The sequence below is a fragment of the Pseudomonas sp. S3_A09 genome, from assembly GCF_054668065.1.
Genome location: NZ_CP162752.1, coordinates 1728858 through 1747858 on the forward strand (window position 1 = coordinate 1728858; position 19001 = coordinate 1747858).

Below are 19001 nucleotides of genomic sequence, written 5' to 3' on the forward strand. Positions count from 1 at the left end.
GAGCTCAACCAACATGGTCGTTAACTGCACCACCCTTGAACACGTCCGAGAAAACATCGACCGCCTCGACCAACAAATCGTCACCCTGCTGGCAGAGCGCGGCCATTACGTGTCACAGGCGGCGCGCTTCAAGAAAGATGCTGATGGCGTCAAGGCGCCACAACGAGTTGAACAGGTGATTGCCAAAGTGCGGGGGTTGTCCGACGCGGCGGGCGCCAACCCCGACGTCACGGAGCAGGTGTATCGCGCGATGATTGCGGCGTTTATCCAGCAGGAATTGGTTGAACATGCCGTTCTAACAGCCTCTGAAAAACCAACACCTGCAAGCAAAAACTCGTAGACTGCTTCTAACCTATTGAAAAATAAGCAGGAAATTTCTGACATTTTTTTAGCTTTTTTCAGTCAAGCCAAAGTGCCTCCTACTTCATTCGCTTTATGGGGTTTTGAACTAGTATCGGATAGCAATCAAATTGCCATCCCATCTATACACGGATCTGAATAGGTACGAGGCTCATTATGGATTTCTTCGAAAAGCTAACCAGCCTGGCAGCAAAAGTTCGGTTACAAGGCCCCGCCATTCAAACAGAAGAAGCGACAAAAAATGCTTTCGTAATGCCTTTCATCAACACCGTATTGGGCTACGACGTATTTGACCCACAGGAAGTAACGCCAGAATTTGTCTGTGACGTAGGGACGAAGAAAGGTGAAAAAATCGACTACGCAATCATGAAAGAGGGTGAAGTCCAAATACTCATCGAATGCAAAAAAATTGGTGAGTCATTGAGCATCAACCATGCTTCGCAGCTTTTTCGATATTTTCACGTTACGAGCGCAAGGATTTCAATTCTTACCAACGGCCAGGTCTACCGTTTTTTTACCGATTTGGACGCTCCTAATAAAATGGACGAAAAACCATTTCTAGAGTTGGACCTGCTGGACATTGATGAATACGCCGTACCTGAGTTGATCAAACTCACCAAATCGGCTTTCGATGTTGACTCCATCATCAATGCGGCCGGAGAGCTGAAATACGTCAGCCAACTCAAAAAACTCATCGGTGCTCAGGTCAGTAAGCCAGAAGATGACTTCGTGAAATTCTTTGCATCACGTGTTTACGAGGGCGTGATCACGCAAAAAGTGCGTGAGCAGTTTTTCGAACTGACCCGGAAAGCTTTAGCACAGTTTCTGAACGACCAGATCAATGATCGGCTCAAGTCTGCCATGAGCGGCGTCATCCAACCGACGATGGCATCAATCCCCGTCGCTAGCAGCGCGAATGCGGATGTACAGGATAGAGACGAGTCAGAAGACAAGATCCTGACAACGTTAGAAGAGCTAGAGGGTTATCACATCGTTCGCGCCCTCGTCCGATCCGTCGTGGATGCAAAGCGGATCGTCCAGCGAGATACCCAAAGCTATTTTGGAATACTGCTGGACGACAACAACCGCAAGCCCATCTGTCGGCTTCACTTCAATCGCAGTCAGAAGTACCTCGGGATATTCGACGAGGAAAAAAACGAAACCCGGCATGCGATTTCGTCTATAGATGAGATTTACGAATACGCGGATCAATTGAAAAAGACTGTGGGTTATTACGACTGACAGCGCGTCTGGATGGCCGGAATCATCGAGAAACCTTGTGGTGAACAAGCTTGCGCTGCGCAGGGCAAGCCTGCTCACCACAAAAGCAGTGCTGGTATATTAGGTTGCTGACGTCATCGCTTGGGTCAGGTCATCCACGACTGCCTTGCCCATCTCGCACAGATAGTGCGCAGCCCAGGCGTATTGCTCGCCACGCACATCCATGGCGGCGTCCATGGCTAGTTTCTTGGAGTAAAAAAGCAGGGTGGACGCGTGCTGCAGCGCTTGATCAAGCGGCATGCCGGAATTGACGCGGAACAGTGGCTTCTCGTTTTCCCCGTAGTCACCAAATGTGACGACACCGAGGGTGGTGATTGAGGATAGGGATGGGTCGGGGACGACTTTAGACATGGTGTATCTACTAAGTGAGATAAAGGACCACCACGGTACGTCGCTAAACATAAAGGGGTGGCAGCTGTACGCGGGTTAGCGAACCGGTCACCTAGACACCCGGCAGATCCGAAGATCTCCCGCGCACAGCCGCCATAACACGATATCGACAGGCGCAAAAACTGCCTGCCATGTGTGTAAAGAGGATGAGTCTTAGTGATTCGGGTCGCTAAACCCGGTCGCGGCTTTCGCAGCGAAGCCAGGAGACTAGGCACCTGAACCCTAAGGCACAATAGGCAAGAGATTCTCTAGGAAACGTCCTGCAAATTAAAGGGAATCGTCGTTGATAGCCCTTTAACTCAACACATATCTGACCCTCCTTTCACACCGCCCCGACAAATCCCCTTCTAGACTCGCCCTATCAGCCGTGAAACGGCCAGGGAGTACGCCATGTGGCGGTCTGCGGTAATGCTGTGTGCGGTGCTGGGGTTGGTGGGTTGCCAGTCGACCCATCAGGAGTTGCTGGCCAAGGGTTATCCACCGGCGTTTGCCGACGGTTTTGACGATGGCTGCAGCAGTGGCCGCCAGGCGGCGGGGGTGATTACCGGGGCGTTTCGCAAGAACGTGCCTCGGTATCTGAAGGACCGGCAATACGCCGAGGGTTGGGAGGATGGCTTTCGCCAGTGCAAGGCCATGCGCGAAAACGATGAGTTGCGCGATTACAAGGAGCGGCACTGGGACGACCGGGATCGCGAATGGCAACAGGAGAAAGACCGCGACGCAGCCCGGACCTATCGCTCGCACTAGGTCGCTTTCAGACATCCATCGAAACTAAAGTGCGGCGACCATGGCCCAAACTCCATAGAGGGAGAATGTCATGAGCCGAGCTTTTGTTAACGAAGACAACGCTGCTGCCCAGGCCGACCAGCCGGTGGAGCGCCAGGTCAGCGAGCAGCCCAACCGCCTCACCGCGCAGGGTTTGGCGCAGTTGCAGGCCAAGGTTGCGCAGTTGCAGCAGGCATACAGCGCCGAATCGCTAAAGGGCGAGCACGCCGATAAACAGCGCCAGGCCGACCTTGAACGGGATTTGCGTTACTTCAACCAGCGAGTGCAAAGCGCCCAGGTCGTGGCGCCGGCCACCTCCACCGACAAGGTGCAGATCGGCAGTTGGGTGACCTTCGCCAATGAGCAGGACGAACAGCAGCGTATCCAGTTGGTCGGTGAAGACCAGGCCGATGCGAGCGCAGGCCTGATCAACTGGGGCTCGCCCCTGGGCCGCGCCTTGCTGGGCGCCCAGGTGGGTGACGAGGTGGTGTGGCAGCGCCCCGTCGGCGATCAGTTGATCGAAGTGCTGCGGATCGAACCCGAGGCTTAGACGATGCCTTGGGCCAGCATCGCGTCGGCGACCTTGACGAAGCCGGCGATGTTCGCGCCTTTCACGTAGTTGATCCGACCGTTTTCTTCGCCGTAATGCACGCAGGCATGGTGGATGGACTGCATGATGTTGTGCAGCTTGCTGTCCACTTCACCAGCGGTCCACAGCAGGCGCATGGCGTTCTGCGACATTTCCAGGCCACTCACGGCCACGCCACCGGCATTGGACGCTTTGCCCGGTGCGAACAGGATGCCCGCCTCGATAAAGATATCCACAGCCTCCAGCGTGGTCGGCATATTGGCGCCTTCGGCGACGCAGATACAGCCATTGCGCAGCAACGTGCGGGCGGCGTCGGCATCCAGTTCGTTCTGGGTCGCGCAGGGCAGCGCGATGTCGCAGGCCAGTTCCCATGGGGCCTGGCCTTTGCGGAATTCCAGGCCAAAACGTTCGGCCAGTTCGCTGATGCGGCCGCGTTGTACGTTTTTCAGCTCCAGCAGGGCCGACCATTGTTCTTCGGTCAAACCGCTTTCGGCGTATAGGGTGCCTTCGGAATCGGACAGGGAGATCACCTTGCCGCCCAGGTCCATGACCTTGCGCGCAGCGTATTGCGCCACGTTACCGGAGCCAGACACCGCCACGCGCTTGCCTTCAACCCGCTGATTGTTGCGCTTGAGCATTTCTTCGGCGAAGTACACGCAGCCGAAACCGGTGGCTTCAGGACGGATCAGGCTGCCGCCATAGGTCATGCCCTTGCCGGTCAGCACCGACGTGAACTGGTTGCTCAGGCGCTTGTACTGACCGAACAAAAAGCCGATCTCACGGGCGCCCACGCCGATGTCGCCGGCCGGCACGTCTACGTCCGCGCCAATGTGGCGGTACAGCTCGCTCATGAACGCCTGGCAGAAGCGCATGACTTCGGCGTCGCTCTTGCCCTTGGGATCGAAGTCCGAGCCGCCCTTGCCGCCGCCCATGGGCAACGAGGTGAGGGAGTTCTTGAAGGTCTGTTCGAAGGCGAGGAACTTCAACACGCCCAGGTTCACCGAAGGGTGGAAGCGCAGGCCGCCTTTGTAGGGGCCAATCGCGCTATTCATCTGGATACGGAAACCGCGATTGACCTGGACCTTGCCGTGATCATCCACCCACGATACCCGGAAGGTAATCGCGCGTTCCGGCTCGCAGATGCGCTCCAGGATGCCTGAGGTCAGGTAGTGGGGGTTGGCTTCAAGAAACGGCCATAGACTGCGTAGGACTTCTTCTACGGCCTGGTGGAATTCTGGCTGGTCGGGGTCGCGTTTCTTGAGGCGGGCAAGGAAGGATTCGACGGATTCGATCATGAAAAGTCTCGGCAAATTGATTGTTTTTAAATGAGATTGAGCCGGACTTTAGCAATTCATATCGCACCGCGACAGGGCAAAATGTCGCCTTTGTGAATTTAAATGGTGCATTGGATATAAATTGCCCCGTTTTTTTGCCCCTTAACAGGGATTTCAACCCGAGCTATGCACCAATAGTTAAACCGCTATCGCAGGCAAGCCAGCTCCGACATTAGATCGAGTACCTCTGCTACGACACGGTCCAATGTGGGAGCTGGCTTGCCTGCGATGAAGTCGCCTCGGTCCACCTGAATAGCGCCCAAAAAAAACGGAGCCCGAAGGCTCCGCTTTTTTTAAACCAACCCGAATCAGGCCAGTTTTTTGTGCCGTACACGGTGCGGCTGGGCAGCTGCATCGCCCAGACGCTTTTTACGGTCCGCTTCGTACTCGGTGTAGTTACCTTCGAAGAACACCGCTTGCGAGTCGTCTTCGTACGCCAGGATGTGGGTCGCGACGCGGTCAAGGAACCACCGATCGTGAGAGATCACAATGGCGGCGCCCGGGAAGTCCAGCAGGGCTTCTTCCAGGGAACGCAGGGTTTCAACGTCAAGGTCGTTGGACGGTTCGTCGAGCAGCAGGACGTTGCCGCCCTCTTTCAGGGTCAGGGCCAGGTGCAAGCGACCGCGCTCACCACCGGACAGGTCCTTGACGAACTTCTGTTGGTCGCCGCCCTTGAAATTGAAACGGCCTACATAGGTACGCGACGGGATCTCATAGTTGCCGATACGGATCTGGTCGGAGCCGTCGGAAATCTGCTGGAACACGGTTTTGCTGCCATCCAAGTCTTCACGGCTCTGGTCCACACAGGCCAGTTGCACGGTTTCGCCGACTTCGATGGTGCCCGAATCCGGTGTTTCCTTACCCATCAGCATGCGGAACAGCGTGGATTTACCCGCGCCGTTACCACCGATTACGCCGACGATCGCGCCTTTTGGCATGGAGAACGACAGGTTGTCGATCAGCACGCGGTCGCCATAGCCTTTGGAAACGTTCTTGAACTCGATGACCTTGTCACCCAGGCGCGGACCGGCCGGGATGTAGATCTCGTTGGTTTCGCTGCGCTTCTGGAATTCCTGGGACTGCATTTCTTCAAAGCGTTGCAGACGGGCCTTGGATTTGGACTGGCGGGCCTTGGCGCCTTTGCGCACCCACTCCAGTTCTTCCTTCATGGCTTTTTCATGGGCCGATTGCTGCTTGGATTCGGCGGCCAGTCGGTCGGACTTGGCTTCCAGCCAACCGGAATAGTTGCCCTCGTAAGGGATACCGGCGCCACGGTCGAGCTCAAGGATCCAGCCGGCCACATTGTCCAGGAAGTAACGGTCGTGCGTGATCGCTACCACGGTGCCCGGGAAATCGTGCAGGAAGTGTTCCAGCCAAGCGACGGAATCTGCGTCCAAGTGGTTGGTCGGTTCGTCGAGCAGCAGCATGTCGGGAGCCGACAGCAGCAGGCGGCACAGGGCCACACGACGTTTCTCACCACCGGACAGGTGCTCGACCTTGGCGTCCCACGCCGGAAGGCGCAGCGCGTCGGCGGCGACTTCCAGCTGGCGCTCCAGGTTGTGGCCGTCGCCGGCTTGCAGGATGGCTTCGAGCTTGGCCTGTTCGGCGGCCAGTTTGTCGAAATCGGCGTCTTCTTCAGCGTAAGCCGCGTAGACCTCGTCCAGGCGCGCCTGGGCGTTCTTGATCACACTGACGGCTTCTTCAACCACTTCACGCACGGTCTTGGTCGGGTCCAGGATCGGCTCTTGCGGCAGGTAGCCGATATTCAGGTCCGGCATCGGGCGGGCTTCGCCTTCGAACTCGGTGTCGACGCCAGCCATGATTTTCAACAGTGTGGATTTACCCGAACCGTTGAGGCCGAGCACGCCGATCTTGGCGCCGGGGAAGAAGGACAGCGAAATGTTTTTCAGGATTTCCCGCTTCGGCGGGACAACTTTGCCCAGCCGATGCATGGTGAAGACGTATTGAGCCAAAATGTGGACCTCATAAAAGTAAGAACAGGCCTACGTAGCGTCATGGCGCTGTACATAGTGTTGCGAATCCTCAAGGTTAACCTAAGTGACCGAGCGTATCGAAGCCTATCTGTTAGATTAGCCGGCCAAAGCCCTCAGGGGCTCCAGGAGAAACCTTCATGCTTGGCGTCCTATCCGCACTCGGGCTACTGCTGTTAATGCCGGGGCCTACCAACACGCTGCTACTGCGCTCGGGATTACTCACGGGATTCAGGCGCGCCTGGCCACTGAGCCTGCTGGAATGCCTGGCCTATCTGACGCAGATCTCCTTTTGGGGCTACCTGCTCAGCCATATCGGCGACAACGCGCCCTGGGGCCTGAAGCTCGTGCAGTTCGCCTCGGTCTGCTATTTGATCAGGACTTGCTACCTGTTGTGGCGCCATCCCGACGAAACACTCCACACCGAGCCCGAGGCACGGGTGTCCAAGCGGCATTTCTTCCTGCTGACGCTGATCAATCCCAAGGGGTTGCTGATCGTCTCGTTCATCGTGCCGATGCAGACGTTTATCGACTTGACCCTGTACCTGCCTTTCGTCGCACAATTCACTGCCGTGGTGATACCTGTGGGCTGCGCCTGGGTGCTGCTGGGTGCCCGCATCAAACGAGGCGGATACGCGTGGTTGACGCCGCACACCATCAACCGCACGGCGTCTGTGGTTATCAGCCTGTTCACCCTGGCGATCCTGACACGGCTGGCGGACAGCCTGATCCACCTCGGCGGCGCTCTTTAATGCCCGCCAGGCGGGGCTGGCACTTTGCCACAAGTCAAGGCATGCTAGCCGCCCTCCGGGCGTCCGGCTTATAGTGCACGTCGCGCGCCAGTCCAGCCAAACCGCAGGATCACAGCTTGTCCAAAGTCACGCCGCCAACTCCCCTGCGCGCCGCTCATATAGCGCCGAGAGCGCCCCTGCACGGCACCCTCAAAGGCGCATTGGCGACGCTTGTCCTTATGCTGCTCGCGTTATTGTTCTGGCAGTTGCTGGACCAGTTGCAGCAAAACCAGAAGAACCAGCAGCAGTACACCATCGACTACAGCGCCGACCTGGCTGAACAGATCAGCTTGAACATGGCCCTCAGCGCGAAAATCGCCCTGAACCTGCTGCCGATGGTCGAGCCGCCGCGTGACAGCGAACAGCAACAGGCCTTGATGCGCACCTTGCAACGCTCGCTGCCGGAGTTGCGCAGCATCGCCCTGCTCGCCCCCAGCGGCGCGATGATCAGTGACAGCGCCGCCGACAGCCAGGACGCTGCCTGGCTGGCAGAGCTGGTGCAACGCAGCCGTGCCCAGTCCTATTACCTGAGCAACAGCAACGACGGCACCATCATCTATCTCTTGCTGCACCAGCCCAGCGGCGGCTCCCGGATGTATTGGGCGCTGCGCCTGGCCCCCAACTACCTCGCCAACCTCACCCGCCAAGACATCCAGGGCCAGCGACCGCTGTGGGTCATCGAGAATCGCATCAACCACCGTGTTGTCAGCCGGGACAGCGGCATGCCGGCGCAGTGGGCGTCCGCGCTCACCCCGGACGAGCTGAATAAAAGCGTGCTGGTCACGCCCCTGAGCAAAAGCGACTGGCAACTGCGCGGGCTGTTCGACCGTACTGCGGTGCTGGAGCAACTGCTGCCGGCTTTCATCGGCAAATGCCTGTTGGGCCTGGCGTTCTCGCTGATCCCGGTGATCGTGCTGCTGAACATGCGCCGCCGCCAGCGCCAGGTGCATGAAGGCCGCCGACGCTACCAAGATATTTTCGAAGGCACCGGCGTCGCCCTGTGCGTGCTCGACCTGATGGGCCTGAACGCATTCTTCGACAAGACCCGGCTGGAAACCCGCGAGCAACTGCACGCCTGGCTGCAGGACCACCCCAACGAGCGCCAGCAACTGCTCAAGGAACTGCGCATCACCGAGGTCAACCAGGTGGCGGTGCGTCTGTTGAACGTGGGCTCCTGCGAAGAAGCCTGGGAACGTCTGATCGATGACTGCCCGCGAAATGTCACGTCTATCGGCCACCAGATTGTTGAGGCGGTGCTGACCCAACAGCACCAGCTGGAACTGGAAATCCAGCTCAAGGACGTGGCCGGCAACGAGCAGTACCTGTGGCTGGTGATGCGCCTGCCGGAGCAGCCGGACGATTTCAAGGCAGTGATCCTCAGCATCAGCGATATCACCAGCCGCAAGCTGATCGAGCTGTCGCTGGTGGAGCGCGAGAGCTTCTGGTCGGACGTGGTACGCACCGTGCCCGACCATCTGTATGTGCAGGACGTGATCAGCCAGCGCATGATTTTCAGCAACCACCATTTGGGCCACACCCTCGGCTACAACAAGGCCGAACTGCAGCAAATGGGCGAATATTTCTGGGAAATCCTGCTGCACCCCGAAGACGCCGAGCATTACCACGATTTGCGCCAGCAGCAGCGCCAGATCGGCTACACCACCCAATTGCAATGCCAGCTGCGCTTTCGTCACCGCAACAACCAATGGCGGCGCTTTGACATCCGCGAGCAAGCCTTGGCCCGCGACAAGACGACACAAATCAGCCGCATCATCGGCGTGGCCAAGGACATCACCGACCAGATCGAAGCCAGCGAATCCCTGCGTGACAGCGAACAGCGCTATCGCATGCTGGCCGAAAGCATCAGCGACGTGATCTGCTCCACCGACAGCCAATTGGCCCTCAACTACATCAGCCCTTCGGTCAACGCTGTGCTCGGTTATGACGTGGACTGGGTGTTCAAGAACGGCTGGCAGTCGATCATCGCCAACCCGCAGCAATTGACCGGCATTTACAGCCTGATGGAAGAAGTCAGCCGCGCGCTGGGCGATCCTGAGGCGCTGAACAAGCTGCGTGATGAGATCCAGACCCAGCTGTTCCTGTTCGACTGCCTGCGCGCAGACGGTCGCAAAGTGCCGATCGAACTGCGCATGGTGCTGGTGTGGGACGAACACGGCGCCTTTGAGGGCATCCTCGGCGTAGGCCGTGATATCAGCCAGCAACGCCGCGCCGAGAAAGACCTGCGCATGGCGGCCACGGTGTTCGAACATTCGACCTCGGCGATCCTGATCACTGACCCCGCCGGTTATATCGTGCAGGCCAACGAGGCGTTCAGCCGGGTCAGCGGCTACGCGGTCAGCGATGTGCTCGACCAGTTGCCGAACATGCTCACCGTCGACGAACAACAGGAAGCCCACCTGCGCTACGTGCTCAAGCAGCTGCATCAGCACAGCACCTGGGAAGGCGAAGTGTGGCTCAAGCGCCGCAACGGCGAGCATTACCCGGCATGGGTCGGCATTACCGCCGTGTTCGACGATGAAGGCGACCTGGCCAGCTATGTGTGTTTCTTCAGTGACATCAGTGAGCGCAAGGCCAGCGAACAACGCATCCACCGCCTGGCCTACTACGACGCCCTCACCCACCTGCCCAACCGCACACTGTTCCAGGACCGTCTGCACACCGCGCTGCAGGCCGCTGAACGGCAAAAGTCGTGGGTGGTGCTGATGTTCCTTGACCTCGACCGCTTCAAACCCATCAACGACTCCCTGGGCCACGCCGCCGGCGACCGTATGCTCAAGGAAATGGCCACACGCCTGCTGGGTTGCGTGGCCGAAGACGATACCGTGGCACGCATGGGGGGCGACGAGTTCACCTTGCTCCTGCAGCCACGGGTCAATCGCGAAATGGCGCTGAACCGCGCGATACATGTGGCCGAGCAGATCCTCGCCAGCCTGGTGAAGCCCTTCGTGCTGGAAGGCCGCGAGTTCTTTGTGACAGCCAGTATCGGTATCGCCCTGAGCCCTCAGGACGGCAACGAGCTGAGCCAATTGATGAAAAACGCCGACACGGCGATGTATCACGCCAAGGAGCGTGGCAAGAACAACTTCCAGTTCTACCAGGCCGATATGAATGCCAGCGCCCTGGAGCGCCTGGAGCTGGAAAGCGACCTGCGCCACGCCTTGGAGCAGAACGAATTCGTGCTCTATTACCAACCGCAGTTCAGTGGCGACGGCAAGCGCCTGACCGGCGCCGAAGCCCTGCTGCGCTGGCGTCATCCACGACGTGGCCTGGTGCCGCCGGGGGACTTCATCCCGGTGCTGGAAGAGTTGGGCCTGGTGGTAGACGTGGGCGACTGGGTGATCAGCGAAGCCTGTCGCCAGCTCAAGACCTGGCACCAGAACAAGGTGCGCGTGCCAAAGGTCTCGGTGAATATCTCCGCGCGGCAGTTCTCCGACGGCCAGTTGGGCACTCGCATCGCCACCATTCTCAAGGACACCGGCTTGCCGCCGGCGTGCCTGGAGCTGGAACTCACCGAAAGTATCCTGATGCGTGAAGTCAACGAGGCCATGCAGATCCTCGACAGCCTGAAAAACCTGGGCTTGAGCATTGCGGTTGACGACTTTGGTACTGGTTATTCCTCGCTCAATTACCTCAAGCAATTCCCGATCGACGTGCTGAAGATCGACCGGACGTTCGTCGACGGCCTGCCATCCGGCGAGCAGGACGCACAGATCGCCCGCGCTATCATTGCCATGGCCCATAGCCTGAACCTGGCGGTGATCGCCGAGGGCGTGGAAACCCATGAGCAACTGGACTTCCTGCGTGAGCATGGCTGCGACGAAGTGCAGGGTTATCTATTCGGGCGGCCGATGCCGGCAAATAGGTTCGAGGCGCAGTTCAGCAATGATGCGCTGTTCATGTTCGACTGACGTTCTGCGGTGGGGCAAATGGCCTCTTCGCGAGCAAGCCCGCTCCCACATTTCGACCGCATTCCCCTGAGGGAACTCGATTGAATGTGGGAGCGGGCTTGCTCGCGAAGGCGGCAGCACAGACACCGCCTATCCGCAGATGAGCCCCACTTGTCCGCGACATGATGTCCTTTCATATGCCATCTAAAACCCATTGGGTTAGAATGCCCTCCTTTTCTGCCCCCGATCCTTGAGGACCGCCATGTTCAGCCGTGATTTGACTATTGCCAAGTACGACGCCGATCTCTTCGCCGCCATGGAGCAAGAAGCCGTGCGCCAGGAAGAGCACATTGAGCTGATCGCTTCGGAAAACTACACCAGCCCAGCGGTGATGGAGGCTCAAGGTTCGGTCTTGACCAACAAGTACGCCGAAGGTTACCCAGGCAAGCGCTACTACGGTGGTTGCGAGTACGTCGACGTGGTTGAGCAACTGGCCATCGACCGTGCCAAAGAGCTGTTCGGCGCCGATTACGCCAACGTCCAGCCGCACGCCGGTTCCCAAGCCAACAGCGCCGTGTACCTGGCCCTGCTGCAAGGCGGCGACACCATCCTGGGCATGAGCCTGGCCCACGGCGGTCACCTGACCCACGGCGCCAGCGTCTCTTCTTCCGGCAAGCTGTACAACGCCGTTCAATACGGCATCGATGCCAACGGCCTGATCGACTACGACGAAGTCGAGCGCCTGGCGGTTGAACACAAGCCAAAAATGATCGTGGCCGGTTTCTCTGCCTACTCGCAGATCCTGGACTTCCCACGTTTCCGCGCCATTGCCGACAAAGTCGGTGCTTACCTGTTCGTGGACATGGCCCACGTGGCCGGTCTGGTCGCCGCTGGCGTCTACCCGAACCCGGTGCCTTTCGCTGACGTGGTCACCACCACCACCCACAAGACCCTGCGCGGTCCACGTGGCGGCCTGATCCTAGCGCGCGCCAACGCCGACATCGAGAAGAAGCTGAACTCGGCCGTATTCCCAGGCGCCCAGGGCGGCCCACTGGAGCACGTGATCGCCGCCAAAGCGATCTGCTTCAAGGAAGCCCTGCAGCCTGAGTTCAAGACCTACCAGCAACAAGTGGTCAAGAACGCCCAGACCATGGCAAGCGTGTTCATCGAGCGCGGCTTTGACGTCGTGTCCGGCGGTACCGAGAACCACCTGTTCCTGCTATCCCTGATCAAGCAGGACATTTCCGGTAAAGATGCTGATGCTGCCCTGGGCAAAGCCTTCATCACCGTGAACAAAAACTCCGTGCCGAACGACCCACGTTCGCCGTTCGTCACCTCGGGCCTGCGTTTCGGCACCCCGGCTGTGACCACTCGTGGCTTCAAGGAAGCTGAGTGCAAGGAACTGGCTGGCTGGATCTGCGACATCCTGGCTGACCTGAACAACGAAGCCGTGATCGACGCGGTGCGTGAGAAGGTCAAGGCCATCTGCAAAAAGCTGCCGGTGTACGGCGCTTGATAGCAGTTGCTTGACTAAGAAGCCCGGCTCTTGAGCCGGGCTTTTTTATGCCTGTTCCAACTTGAAGTGCGATCAAATGTGGGAGGGGGTTGCCCCCTCCCACATTTTTGATCAGCGTTGGTGGACCTTCGCAAAGCCCTCGCGAATCTTGTCTTCCGGCAATTCATCGGCAATAAACACAATCACACTCTCCCGCGCCTCGCCTTCGGCCCACTCGGTATCCCAATCGAAACCGTAGAGCTTCAGCACGCCCTGAAACACCATGCGCCGGTCCTCCCCGGCAATGTTCAGTACGCCCTTGTAGCGCAACAGCTGCTTGCCGTGGTCCTCCAGCAGTTCGTTCATGAACTCGCTGAGGCGGTCGATATCCAGCGGCTGGTCAGTGCGCAGCACCAGGCTTGAGATGCGGTCAATGGACGGCGCGGCGCTGACCGGGCGCAGGGTCATGCCGGCGTTGAGATTGAAGCCACGTACGTCGAGCAATTCAGCCAGGTCGATGTTGCCATGGTCCACCACGCGGATCGGCGCGCGGCGGTTGATGCGGGTGAGACGCTCGCTTAGCGCGTCGAAGGTGGCGTCATCCACCAGGTCGCGCTTGCTCACCAGCAGGCGGTCGGCAAAGCCGATCTGGGCCTGGGCGATGGTTTGGGTCAGGTGGTGCTCGGCGTGGGCCGCATCCACCAGGGTGATGATGCCGTCGAGGATGTAGCGCTCGCGCAATTCCTCGTCGATGAAAAAGGTCTGGGCCACGGGGGCCGGGTCGGCCAGGCCGGTGCACTCGATCACCAGACGATCGAAGGCGATCTCGCCGCTGTCCAGGCGTTCGAGCAGCAGGTACAGGGCCTTGGTCAGGTCGGTGTGGATGGTGCAGCACACGCAACCGTTGGACAGGGTCATGACTTGCACCGGCTCGGCGCCCAGCAGCTGGGTGTCGATACCGGCGTCACTGAATTCGTTTTCGATCACGGCGATCTTCAGGCCGTGCTCGGCTTTGAGCAGGTGGCGCAGCAAGGTGGTCTTGCCGGCCCCTAGGAAGCCACTGAGGACGGTCACTGGAATGGGAGAGGACAAAAGCAGTTCTCCTTATAACTGAAGGAACACAAAACAAATGTGGGAGCGGGCTTGCTCGCGAATGCGGTGTATCAGTCAGCACATACATCAACTGACAGACCGCATTCGCGAGCAAGCCCGCTCCCACAGTGGATCACCGCAAGCCCGAGTGCCGGGTTAGCAGCACTTAGGCCCACCCTTGCCGCCGTAACGGGCTTCCTGGCGTTCCCGGAAGAACGCCTTGTAGTCCATCACCGGCTTGTCCGGGTGTTTGGTTTGCATATGCTCGACGTACGTATCGTAGTCGGGCATGCCGACCATCAGGCGCGCGGCCTGACCGAGGTATTTACCGAGGCGACTGATGTCATTGAACATGGTTGCAATCCTCGGTTATGCGTCCGGTACTGCCTGGAACGGCGCTTCTTTATCCGTACGTTCTTTGTTGCCCCAGGCGGCGACGCCAACCTTGAGCGCATAGAACAGGATGCTGAAGACCACGAACAGGAACAGCGCCGTCAGCGTTGCGTTGGTGTAGGCGTTCCAGATCACGTGTTGCATCTGGTCGATGTTCTTCGCCGGGGCGAGGATCTGGCCATTGGCCAATGCATCACTGTACTTCTTCGCCAGCGACAGGAAGCCAATCGCCGGGTTGGCGTCGAACAGCTTGATGAAGCCTGCGGTGGTGGTGCAGATCAGCAGCCAGACGGCCGGCAGCATGGTCACCCAGATATAGCGCTGGCGTTTCATTTTGATCAGCACAACGGTGGCCAGCATCAGCGCAATACCTGCCAGCATCTGGTTGGAGATACCGAACAGCGGCCACAAGGTGTTGATGCCGCCCAGTGGGTCGATCACGCCTTGGTACAGCAGGTAACCCCACATGGCCACACAACCGGCGGTCGCGATCAGGTTGGCGGTCCACGACTCGGTGCGTTTGAGCGCCGGTACGAAAGAGCCGAGCAAATCCTGCAACATGAAGCGACCGGCACGGGTGCCCGCATCCACTGCCGTCAGGATGAACAGCGCTTCGAACAGGATCGCAAAGTGGTACCAGAACGCCATGGTGTTTTCACCTGGCAGCACACTGTGCAGGATCTGCGCGATACCCACTGCCAACGTCGGTGCGCCACCGGCACGGGCCAGGATAGTGGTTTCACCGATGTCATGGGCCACCGCGGACAGCGCCTCAGGCGTGATCGCAAAGCCCCAGCTGCTGACGGTCTGCGCCACGGTGACCACGTCGGTGCCGACAATCGCGGCCGGGCTGTTCATGGCGAAGTACACACCCGGCTCGATCACCGACGCGGCAACCATCGCCATGATGGCCACGAAGGACTCCATCAACATGCCGCCATAACCGATGTAGCGGGCATGGCTTTCATTAGCCAGCAACTTTGGCGTGGTGCCGGAAGAAATCAGCGCGTGGAACCCCGAGACCGCGCCACAGGCGATGGTGATGAACAGGAACGGGAACAGGCCGCCCTTCCACACTGGGCCGGTGCCGTCGATGAATTGGGTCAGTGCCGGCATTTTAAGGTCGGGCATGGTCACCAGAATGCCGATTGCCAGCGCAATGATGGTGCCGATTTTCAGGAAAGTGGAGAGGTAGTCACGCGGCGCCAGGATCAGCCACACCGGCAGTACCGCGGCCACGAAGCCGTAGCCGATCAGCATCCAGGTGATCTGGATCCCGGTGAAGGTGAAAGCCTTGGCCCAGACCGGGTCAGCAGCGATCTGCCCGCCCAGCCAGATCGAACCCAGCAGCAACAGCACCCCGATGATCGAGATTTCGCCAATGCGGCCCGGGCGGATGTAGCGCATGTAGATGCCCATGAACATCGCGATCGGGATGGTCGCCATCACCGTGAAGATGCCCCACGGGCTCTCGGCCAACGCTTTGACCACGATCAGCGCCAGCACCGCGAGGATGATGATCATGATCAGGAAGCAGCCGAACAGCGCGATGGTGCCTGGGATACGGCCCATCTCTTCGCGCACCATGTCCCCCAGGGAACGGCCGTTACGACGGGTGGACAGGAACAGGATCATGAAGTCCTGAACCGCACCGGCCAGCACCACGCCGGCAATCAGCCAGAGCGTTCCAGGCAGGTAGCCCATTTGCGCCGCCAGCACCGGGCCGACCAACGGGCCTGCACCGGCAATCGCCGCAAAGTGGTGACCGAAAAGGATGTGTTTGTTGGTCGGCACATAGTCCAGACCGTCATTATTGAGCACTGCGGGGGTGGCCCGCCGTGGATCGAGTTGCATCACGTTGTTAGCGATGAACAGACTGTAGTAACGGTACGCAACCAGATAGATGGCCACAGCAGCGACCACAATCCACAAGGCGTTGATTGCCTCGCCGCGGCGCAAGGCCACTACGCCCAGGGCGCACGCTCCTACGATTGCCAGCACCAGCCAGGGTAGGTGGCGTAGCAGGCTATTATTATTTTTCATTTTTATATTCCAGCCAGGGTGGACAGAAAGGACAGCCATGCCGAGTTTAGCGCTGTTGGCCTTAAAGGCCACCCCCTACGTTGGTCTAGAGCCTTCTGCGCGCAAAAAAAGCAGAAATACCGGGCCAATGATGGCGCAGGGCTACAATCCCCGTATCTCCAGAGGGTTTCACCATGACCGAACAACCGTCTGACCGCCGCCGTTTCCGTCGTATCGCTTTTGACGCCAAGACTGAATTTCGGCAAAACGGCCGCGAATGGCCGGCGCAACTAGTGGATTTGTCGTTAAAAGGCTTGTTGATACAAAAGCCCGAAGACTGGAAGGGCAACAAGGCGCTGCCGTTCGACGTGGACATACGCCTGGACCCAAAGGCCCATATAAAGATGCAAGTGCGGCTGGCTCATGAGGATCATGGGCAATTGGGCTTTGTGTGCCAGCACATCGACCTGGAATCGATCAGCCATTTGCGGCGGCTGATCGAGTTGAACCTGGGTGACGAGGAAGAGTTGGAGCGCGAGTTGGGCGCCTTACTAGAGGTTTAACAGCCCACATGGGTTTGCGGTGTTGCCGGTTACTCGAACAACGCATCCAACGCCTGTTCCAACCGCGTCACGCCAATAATCGTGATCCCCGGCGGTGATTCCTTCGGCGCATTGCCCTTGGGCACGATGGCGCGCTTGAAGCCGTGCTTGGCCGCTTCCTTGAGGCGCTCCTGGCCGCTGGGCACCGGGCGCACTTCACCGGACAAACCGACTTCACCAAACACCAGCAAGTCATGGGGCAACGGCCGGTTACGCAGGCTGGACATCACCGCCGCCATCAACGCCAGGTCGGATGCCGTTTCCAGCACCTTGACCCCGCCGACCACGTTGAGGAACACGTCCTGATCGTGGGTCGGGATGCCACCGTGGCGATGCAATACCGCCAACAGCATCGCGAGGCGGTTCTGATCCAGGCCCAACGTCACGCGGCGGGGGTTGGCCAAGTGACTGTCATCCACCAGGGCCTGCACTTCCACCAGCATCGGACGGGTGCCTTCCCAGGTTGCCATCACCACACTGCCTGGGACTTCTTCTTGGGCGCGCGTGAGAAAAATCGCTGAAGGGTTGGAGACTTCTTTCAGTCCCCGGTCAGTCATGGCGAACACGCCCAATTCGTTGACCGCGCCGAAACGGTTCTTCACCGCCCGCAGCAAGCGCAGACGGCCGTCGGACTCACCTTCGAAATACAGCACGGTGTCTACCATGTGCTCCAACACCCGTGGCCCGGCCAGTGCGCCCTCTTTGGTCACATGCCCCACCAGGAAGATCGCTGTACCGCTCTGCTTGGCATAGCGCACCAGCAGCGCGGCACTCTCACGCACCTGGGACACCCCCCCGGCGCCGACTGCAGTTGTTCGGTGAAAATCGTCTGGATCGAGTCGATCACCATGACCTTGGGCTTTTCGATACGCGCCGTGGCAATGATGCTTTCAATGCAGGTCTCGGTCATCACTCGCAACTGATCCTGGGGCAAGCCCAGGCGACGGGCGCGCATGGCCACTTGCTGCTGGGACTCTTCGCCGGTGACATACAGCGCCGGCATGCGGCTGGCGATGCTGCACAAGGTTTGTAGCAGGATCGTCGATTTGCCGATGCCCGGATCGCCACCAATCAGCACCACCGAACCGTCCACCAGGCCGCCACCCAGCACTCGGTCCAATTCACCGGAGGCCGTGGAGAAACGCGGGATCTCTTCGACACTGACTTCGGCCAACGTCTTGATCTGCGCCTGTTGCCCGGTCCAGCCGGCACGGCCAGTGGGGGCCGCAGCGCCACCGCTCTCGATCATGGTTTCAGTCAGGGTGTTCCACGCACCGCATTCGGTACATTGGCCGGCCCACTTGGGAAAGGTCGCGCCGCACTCCGTGCAGCCGTACATGCGCTTGGCCTTTGCCATTTGAGAACCTCCAACCGAAAAACCGCGATGATAGCTCAGCGCGGCGCCGGGGTCCGGATTTCACCACTGGCCAATCGTGAAGCACTGTTGCCGATCGGGTCTTCGGCGTTGAGGTCCGCGCCCTTGGCCTTCAACGCTTCCAGCAACTCGACACGCTTGAACAGCCCGGCGTACATGGCCGCTGTCTGCCCGGCGCCGTTGCGTTGGTCGGGGTTGCAGTCAGTCGCCAGCAGGCGTTGGGCGATTTTCAGCTCACCCTTGAAGATCGCGCCCATCAGCGCGGTGTTACCGCGCCTGTCCTGCACACAGGCGTCGGCACCGGCATCGAGCAAGCGCTCCACGAACGGGCCCTGACCGTGGTAAGCGGCGAGGATCAGCGCGGTGTAACCCTTGTCGTCCTGGGTGTTGAGGCTGTAGCCGGAGTCGATGAAGGTGTTGAGCATGTCGAGGTCGCCACGGCGGGCGGCGTCGAAATAGTAGTCCTGCAGCTGGGCCTTGAGCGCGACCGGCTCGGGAGACTCGGCATGGGCGACAAAGGCCAGCATGGCCATCAGCAATCCGATAGAAACTCGCATGGGTGTTCTCCTGCCAAGGGTCGACGCCCGTCATTGGGCGCCGACCAGAACCAACG

15 protein-coding genes and 1 pseudogene are annotated in these 19001 nt (G+C 59.3%); 8 read left to right on the plus strand and 8 right to left on the minus strand.

Annotation, left to right across the window (positions count from 1 at the left end; genetic code table 11):
* Positions 1 to 13 precede the first annotated feature (13 nt).
* Positions 14 to 340 (plus strand): chorismate mutase, encoded by a 327-nt coding sequence (locus AB4N92_RS08170; protein WP_045791614.1) that lies wholly within the window; start codon positions 14 to 16, stop codon positions 338 to 340.
* A gap of 176 nt (positions 341 to 516) precedes the next feature.
* On the plus strand, positions 517 to 1602 hold the full coding sequence (locus AB4N92_RS08175; RefSeq protein WP_045791613.1) for a type I restriction endonuclease: 1086 nt from the start codon (positions 517 to 519) through the stop codon (positions 1600 to 1602).
* Between the two features lie 99 nt (positions 1603 to 1701).
* Here the strand turns inward: AB4N92_RS08175 and AB4N92_RS08180 are convergent, their stop codons facing one another.
* Entirely contained in the window at positions 1702 to 1992 is a 291-nt protein-coding gene (locus AB4N92_RS08180) for a DUF3077 domain-containing protein (RefSeq protein ID WP_045791612.1), read from the minus strand.
* A 429-nt stretch (positions 1993 to 2421) separates the two neighbouring features.
* On the opposite strand from AB4N92_RS08180, the gene AB4N92_RS08185 reads away from it, so the two are divergent.
* Positions 2422 to 2778 carry a hypothetical protein gene (locus AB4N92_RS08185; RefSeq protein WP_045791611.1) on the plus strand — a complete coding sequence of 119 codons (357 nt, stop codon included), beginning with the start codon at positions 2422 to 2424 and terminating at the stop codon, positions 2776 to 2778.
* Positions 2779 to 2848: 70 nt separating this feature from the next.
* Complete coding sequence (locus tag AB4N92_RS08190; protein ID WP_045791610.1) at positions 2849 to 3346, plus strand: GreA/GreB family elongation factor; 498 nt, start codon at positions 2849 to 2851, stop codon at positions 3344 to 3346.
* On the opposite strand, the gene gdhA is transcribed toward AB4N92_RS08190, so the two are convergent.
* A complete protein-coding gene (gene gdhA / locus AB4N92_RS08195; protein ID WP_021492931.1) occupies positions 3343 to 4680 on the minus strand; it encodes an NADP-specific glutamate dehydrogenase in 1338 nt (445 codons plus the stop codon). The two genes, AB4N92_RS08190 and gdhA, sit on opposite strands and share 4 nt — an antisense overlap.
* Positions 4681 to 5027: 347 nt before the next feature.
* The gene (gene ettA, locus AB4N92_RS08200; protein ID WP_010206673.1) at positions 5028 to 6692 is read right to left on the minus strand and encodes an energy-dependent translational throttle protein EttA; all 1665 of its coding nucleotides are present in this window, start codon (positions 6690 to 6692) and stop codon (positions 5028 to 5030) included.
* A 158-nt stretch (positions 6693 to 6850) separates the two neighbouring features.
* On the opposite strand from ettA, the gene AB4N92_RS08205 reads away from it, so the two are divergent.
* The 3 genes from AB4N92_RS08205 (at position 6851) to glyA (ending at position 12925) form a co-directional block, all read left to right on the plus strand.
* Positions 6851 to 7462 carry a LysE family translocator gene (locus AB4N92_RS08205; protein ID WP_010206674.1) on the plus strand — a complete coding sequence of 204 codons (612 nt, stop codon included), beginning with the start codon at positions 6851 to 6853 and terminating at the stop codon, positions 7460 to 7462.
* 116 nt (positions 7463 to 7578) lie between these two features.
* Positions 7579 to 11430 (plus strand): bifunctional diguanylate cyclase/phosphodiesterase, encoded by a 3852-nt coding sequence (locus AB4N92_RS08210; protein ID WP_029529009.1) that lies wholly within the window; start codon positions 7579 to 7581, stop codon positions 11428 to 11430.
* A 241-nt stretch (positions 11431 to 11671) separates the two neighbouring features.
* The gene (gene glyA / locus AB4N92_RS08215) at positions 11672 to 12925 is read left to right on the plus strand and encodes a serine hydroxymethyltransferase (RefSeq protein WP_010206677.1); all 1254 of its coding nucleotides are present in this window, start codon (positions 11672 to 11674) and stop codon (positions 12923 to 12925) included.
* A 111-nt stretch (positions 12926 to 13036) separates the two neighbouring features.
* Here the strand turns inward: glyA and yjiA are convergent, their stop codons facing one another.
* The 3 genes from yjiA to AB4N92_RS08230 all read right to left on the minus strand — a co-directional run bounded on the left by yjiA (position 13037) and on the right by AB4N92_RS08230 (position 16432).
* Positions 13037 to 13996: a GTPase gene (yjiA, locus tag AB4N92_RS08220; protein WP_010206678.1), complete on the minus strand. Its 960-nt coding sequence runs from the start codon at positions 13994 to 13996 to the stop codon at positions 13037 to 13039.
* A gap of 156 nt (positions 13997 to 14152) precedes the next feature.
* Positions 14153 to 14350: a YbdD/YjiX family protein gene (locus AB4N92_RS08225; RefSeq protein ID WP_003194308.1), complete on the minus strand. Its 198-nt coding sequence runs from the start codon at positions 14348 to 14350 to the stop codon at positions 14153 to 14155.
* A gap of 15 nt (positions 14351 to 14365) precedes the next feature.
* Positions 14366 to 16432, minus strand: coding sequence for a carbon starvation CstA family protein (locus tag AB4N92_RS08230; RefSeq protein ID WP_010206680.1), 2067 nt, complete (start codon positions 16430 to 16432; stop codon positions 14366 to 14368).
* Between the two features lie 173 nt (positions 16433 to 16605).
* On the opposite strand from AB4N92_RS08230, the gene AB4N92_RS08235 reads away from it, so the two are divergent.
* Positions 16606 to 16974, plus strand: a complete 369-nt coding sequence (locus AB4N92_RS08235; RefSeq protein ID WP_010206681.1) for a PilZ domain-containing protein — start codon at positions 16606 to 16608, stop codon at positions 16972 to 16974.
* 29 nt (positions 16975 to 17003) lie between these two features.
* Here the strand turns inward: AB4N92_RS08235 and radA are convergent.
* Positions 17004 to 18370: pseudogene (gene radA / locus AB4N92_RS08240) on the minus strand (DNA repair protein RadA).
* Positions 18371 to 18405: 35 nt separating this feature from the next.
* Positions 18406 to 18945 carry an ankyrin repeat domain-containing protein gene (locus AB4N92_RS08245; protein WP_010206683.1) on the minus strand — a complete coding sequence of 180 codons (540 nt, stop codon included), beginning with the start codon at positions 18943 to 18945 and terminating at the stop codon, positions 18406 to 18408.
* Between the last annotated feature and the right edge of the window lie 56 nt (positions 18946 to 19001).

Excerpts from the sequence above, each read along its gene's own strand:
- AB4N92_RS08180 (WP_045791612.1), bottom strand. The coding sequence starts at position 1,992 with ATGTCTAAAGTCGTCCCCGACCCATCCCTATCCTCAATCACCACCCTC.
- AB4N92_RS08205 (WP_010206674.1), top strand. The coding sequence starts at position 6,851 with ATGCTTGGCGTCCTATCCGCACTCGGGCTACTGCTGTTAATGCCGGGG.
- AB4N92_RS08190 (WP_045791610.1), top strand. The coding sequence starts at position 2,849 with ATGAGCCGAGCTTTTGTTAACGAAGACAACGCTGCTGCCCAGGCCGAC.
- AB4N92_RS08235 (WP_010206681.1), top strand. The coding sequence starts at position 16,606 with ATGACCGAACAACCGTCTGACCGCCGCCGTTTCCGTCGTATCGCTTTT.
- gdhA (WP_021492931.1), bottom strand. The coding sequence starts at position 4,680 with ATGATCGAATCCGTCGAATCCTTCCTTGCCCGCCTCAAGAAACGCGAC.
- AB4N92_RS08175 (WP_045791613.1), top strand. The coding sequence starts at position 517 with ATGGATTTCTTCGAAAAGCTAACCAGCCTGGCAGCAAAAGTTCGGTTA.
- AB4N92_RS08185 (WP_045791611.1), top strand. The coding sequence starts at position 2,422 with ATGTGGCGGTCTGCGGTAATGCTGTGTGCGGTGCTGGGGTTGGTGGGT.
- AB4N92_RS08170 (WP_045791614.1), top strand. The coding sequence starts at position 14 with ATGGTCGTTAACTGCACCACCCTTGAACACGTCCGAGAAAACATCGAC.
- AB4N92_RS08245 (WP_010206683.1), bottom strand. The coding sequence starts at position 18,945 with ATGCGAGTTTCTATCGGATTGCTGATGGCCATGCTGGCCTTTGTCGCC.
- AB4N92_RS08230 (WP_010206680.1), bottom strand. The coding sequence starts at position 16,432 with ATGAAAAATAATAATAGCCTGCTACGCCACCTACCCTGGCTGGTGCTG.
- AB4N92_RS08225 (WP_003194308.1), bottom strand. The coding sequence starts at position 14,350 with ATGTTCAATGACATCAGTCGCCTCGGTAAATACCTCGGTCAGGCCGCG.
- glyA (WP_010206677.1), top strand. The coding sequence starts at position 11,672 with ATGTTCAGCCGTGATTTGACTATTGCCAAGTACGACGCCGATCTCTTC.